Below are 4,514 nucleotides of genomic sequence, written 5' to 3'. Positions count from 1 at the left end.
CGGACTTCCCGAACCCAGACGGTCTAATTATCAGAAGCCCGGCTCCTCGCCAGCCGTTCGCGCAGACTCTTGGGCCGTATATCGGTCCAGTTTTGTTCGATGTAGTCCAGGCACGCTGCGCGATCCGCTTCACCGAAAACCACCCGCCAGCCGGCTGGGACATCAGCGAAGGTTGGCCACAGGCTATGCTGCTCCTCGTCGTTGACCAAGACGAAAAAGCTGCCATTTTCGTCGTCGAACGGATTGATGCTCACTAGGTCCCCCTGTTCCCCCAGGCCTATCTAATTGACACAAGCGCAACCGTTCTGAACTATACGTGAGACCAACAAGGCGGGTCCGAGGTTTCGACAAACTCACTGAAGAGGGCTTCGGACAGCGGTGATTGGTGCGTTGTACTGGGTTTGCGCGTTGCCTTGCCGTTGCCCTTACCCGGGAAAGCGAAGGTTGGCCTGGCCTTGCTACGCGTGCTCTTAGTGCACGATGGCGTTTCGTAAGTCGGTTGTGCCGCCGAACCGGGCCTTCCGGCCATTCCTGCCAGCCACACCTCTGTATTTGGTGCGGCGAGGGACTAGTTGCACGCCCAAATTAAGCGCCGTTGCTGTCAGGAATCGAGATAAGCGGGATAGCAAATCCCTCTCCCCTTTAGGTCGGCTCTCCGGTGAGCCATGACGCGTTGCAGGCTCGATCGCAGCGCACACCATGGGGCAATAGGGCACCACGGCACGATTGCTGGCTCGCGTCGAGGTCACCGATGCAGCATGGTTTTCCTCAGCGGGCGACCCCAAGCGGACAACGATCGCCTCGACAGCACATGTTCTGAGTACGGCCGAGCGATAACGTAATCTCCACCGTGGCCGAGGATAACGGGCACCATGCGGTTCACGGGTCCGCGCGGGACGTCGGTGCCCTGCATTCCACCCACGTCGTATGCATTACGATCCCATATCACGCCCATATCGCGTTGCGAACGAGGCGATACGGAGGCCGTCGGCATGGTTTACTCATCAAGATCTGGCCGCGCTCCCGCGGGCGCCGCGGCTTGAGGGTGACCGCCGTATGGCTAGCCTGCGACGCGCACCGCACTCGAGGTGCCGTCGTCTGGCGTGTCGCGGACGACGTGTAGTTGCATGCTCGAGTGGCTCACATAGCGCCAGCTATGAAGACGGAGGGGATTCGCGATTTTCAGCGTTCTGAGGAGATTGTGGATCCCGTTGGTAATACTCGTGGTCATCGCCAGCGGAGGATTCACCGTGACACGGCTCCACAACGTTTTTGGCTCTGAGAAACGCCCCTCGTATGCCGACACCAAGACCAACGACACCAAGCCTTTCAACCCCAAACACATGACGTATGAGGTCTTCGGACCCCCAGGAACGGTGGCAACCATCAGCTACTTCGACGTCAATGCTGACCCGCGGCGATTGGATAACGCTCGCCTGCCGTGGTCGGTGCAGTTCGCGACCAGCGAGGCGACGGCCGTTGGAAGTGTCGCGGCGCAGGGGGACAGTAACAGCATCGGCTGCCGGATCGTGGTGGACGGTGAGGTCAAAGCCGAACGAATATCCAACGAAGTCAACGCCTTTACCTTCTGCCTGCTGAAGAACGGATGATCGGCGAGCACATGGCCAGCGAACACACCACGCCACCATTCGCAGCGCGGATGATCCATCGGTTCTCTGTGCCGGTCATCTTGGCGTGGTTGGCGATCGCCTTCATCCTGAGTGCCGCTGTCCCCTCACTGGAGCAGGTCGAGAAAGAACGTTCGGTATCGCTGGCTCCCAGCGATGCGCCGGCATTCAAGGCGGCGAATCGGGTCGTTGAGGACTTCAAGGAATCCAATTCCGGCAATGTTGCGGTGGTCGTCTTGGAGGGTCAGCAACCCCTGGGCGACGAGGCTCACCGGTACTACAACGATTTGATTCGCCAGCTGGAAGGTGATCCGAAGCACATCACCCACATTCACAATTTTTGGGGGGATCCTCTCACGGCGGACGCCGCGGAAAGCGCCGATAACAAAGCTGCGTATGTCCAGTTGGACCTCGCCGGCGAGCCGGGCCAGACCTCGGGGAACGAAGCCGCCGAAGCCGTCCGGGACATCGTGGGGCGGACGCCACCACCACCGGGGCTCAAGGTGTATGTCACTGGCCCGGCGGAGATTGCTGCGGACCTAGGGCGCAGTGGTGACAGGACGGTCATCACAATCACAGTGTTAAGCCTCGCCGTGATCTGCACTATGTTGTTCCTGGTCTACCGCTCGGTCATCACCGTAGTTCTTTTGTTGCTGATGGTCGGGGTGGAATTGCAAGTCGCCCGAGGCGTTGTCGCGTTCATCGGCCATCACGCGCATATCGGTCTTACTACCTTTGTCGTGAACCTCCTGACCTCCCTTGCTATCGCGGCTGGTACGGACTACGGGATATTCTTTTTCGGGCGATATCAAGAGGCGCGCCAGGCCGGCGAGGATCGCGTCACGGCTTACTACACCACTTACCGCGGGGTCACCAAAGTTGTCTTAGCTTCCGGTCTGACGATCGCCGGAGCCCTTTTCTGCCTTCGTTTTGCCCGGCTGAACGCTTTCTCGGCCATTGGGATTCCGTGCGCGGTGGGTATGGTCATTGCGGTGGCTGTGGCGACCACTCTGGTTCCGGCAGTTATCGCCTTAGGCGGCCGCTTCGGTCTGTTTGAGCCCAAGCGCATGGTCATGGGTCGTGGATGGCGGCGGATAGGCACGTCGATCGTCCGCTGGCCAGCGCCAATCCTGGCCGCGGCATTAGCAGTCGCGCTCATCGGCCTATTAGCGCTGCCGGGGTACATACCTAGCTATAACGATCAGAAGTATATTCCGAAAGATATTCCCGCCAACCTGGGCTATACAGCCGCAGCGCGCCATTTTCCCGAGTCGCGAATGCTGATGCCAGAGATGTTACTGGTCGAAACTGATCATGATCTTCGCAATTCGGCAGATATGCTGATACTGAACAAACTAGCGAAGGGCGTCTTCGCGGTTCCAGGCGTCGCCAATGTGCAGGCCATCACTCGCCCCACTGGAGACCCGATCCAACACACGTCGATACCGTTTATACTCAGCATGGGGCAGGCCAGCCAGCTGCAAAATTTAGCGTTCCAGAAAGAACGCATGAAAGACATGCTCAAGCAGGCTGACGAATTGTCGACAACGATCAGCCTGATGCAGCGCATGTATGCCTTGATGCAACAGCTCGCCGGTACCACTCATCGCATGGTCGGTAAAACGCATGAGATGGCAGAGATCACCGATGAGTTGAGGGACCACGTTTCGGATTTCGAGGACATGTGGAGGCCCATTCGCAGTTATTTCTACTGGGAAAGGCATTGCTACGACATTCCCATCTGCTGGTCGCTGAGATCAATATTCGATGCGATCGACGGTGTTGACGAGGTTACCGATAAGCTGCAGGACCTTGTCAAAGACCTGGATCAGATAGACGTGCTTATGCCCCAGCTACTGACCCAGTTCCCGCCGATGATTGCGACCATGCAGAGCTCGCGGACCATGATGCTGACCATGCACAGCACAATGTCCGGAATTTTCGGCCAGATGGAGGACAACAGCGACAATGCGACAGCTATGGGGAAGGCTTTCGACAAAGCCAAGAACGACGACACCTTCTACCTGCCGCCGGACATCTTCAAGAACAAGGACGTCCAACGGATCCTGAAGGTCTTTGTGTCGCCGGACGGGAAAGCCACCCGGATGCTTATCACCCAGAAGGGCGATCCCGCGTCACCCGAGGGCATCTCGCGGGTCGATGCAATAAAAACCGCGGCCGAGGAGGCGCTGAAGGGAACTCCGCTGGAAAACGCGAAGATTTACCTCACCGGCACCGCCGCGATGGCGAAAGACATAGTAGACGGCTCCCGATACGATCTGTTGATCGCGGCAGTGGCTGCGCTGTGCCTGATTTTCATCATCATGCTGATCATGACCAGAAGCTTCATCGCGGCGCTGGTTATCGTCGGTACGGTGGCGCTTTCGCTCGGAGCGTCGTTCGGGCTTTCGGTCCTCGTCTGGCAGTACCTCCTCGGCATACAAATACACTGGGTGGTGCTGGCGATGTCGGTGATCGTCCTGTTGGCGGTCGGATCTGACTACAACCTGCTGCTGGTATCACGTATGCGAGAGGAAATCGGTGCCGGCATAAAGACGGGCATCATCCGCGCGATGGGTGGTACCGGCAAAGTCGTGACGAATGCAGGCCTGGTGTTCGCTTTCACCATGATGTCCATGGTCGTCAGCGACCTGACCATCATCGCGCAGATCGGGACCACCATCGGCCTCGGGCTGCTGTTTGACACGCTGATCGTGCGCGCGTTCATGACGCCGTCGGTCGCCGCGCTGCTAGGACGGTGGTTCTGGTGGCCGCAACAAGTGCGTCCTCGGCCTGCCAGTGCATTACTTCGGCCGACAGGACCTCGTCCACTGGTACGGTCCTTGTTGCTGAGGAGCTAGCGATGGCTACCTTCTGCTGGCTTTG

General features: G+C 58.6%; 3 protein-coding genes. 2 read left to right on the top strand and 1 reads right to left on the bottom strand.

The features are described from left to right. Positions 1-23: 23 nt before the first annotated feature. Positions 24-254 (bottom strand): MbtH family protein, encoded by a 231-nt coding sequence (locus G6N15_RS07805; RefSeq protein WP_083088728.1) that lies wholly within the window; start codon positions 252-254, stop codon positions 24-26. A 936-nt stretch (positions 255-1,190) separates the two neighbouring features. Here G6N15_RS07805 and G6N15_RS07800 point away from each other — a divergent pair. Both G6N15_RS07800 and G6N15_RS07795 read left to right on the top strand, forming a co-directional pair. Continuing rightward, positions 1,191-1,610, top strand: a complete 420-nt coding sequence (locus G6N15_RS07800) for an MmpS family protein (RefSeq protein WP_083088727.1) — start codon at positions 1,191-1,193, stop codon at positions 1,608-1,610. Beyond that, positions 1,607-4,489 carry an MMPL/RND family transporter gene (locus tag G6N15_RS07795; protein ID WP_139797911.1) on the top strand — a complete coding sequence of 961 codons (2,883 nt, stop codon included), beginning with the start codon at positions 1,607-1,609 and terminating at the stop codon, positions 4,487-4,489. Before G6N15_RS07800 ends, G6N15_RS07795 begins: the two co-directional genes overlap by 4 nt. Positions 4,490-4,514: the final 25 nt, after the last annotated feature.

The organism is Mycobacterium noviomagense (assembly GCF_010731635.1).
Taxonomy (GTDB): Bacteria; Actinomycetota; Actinomycetes; order Mycobacteriales; family Mycobacteriaceae; genus Mycobacterium; species Mycobacterium noviomagense.
This window is presented reverse-complemented; position numbering and strand designations above follow the sequence as displayed.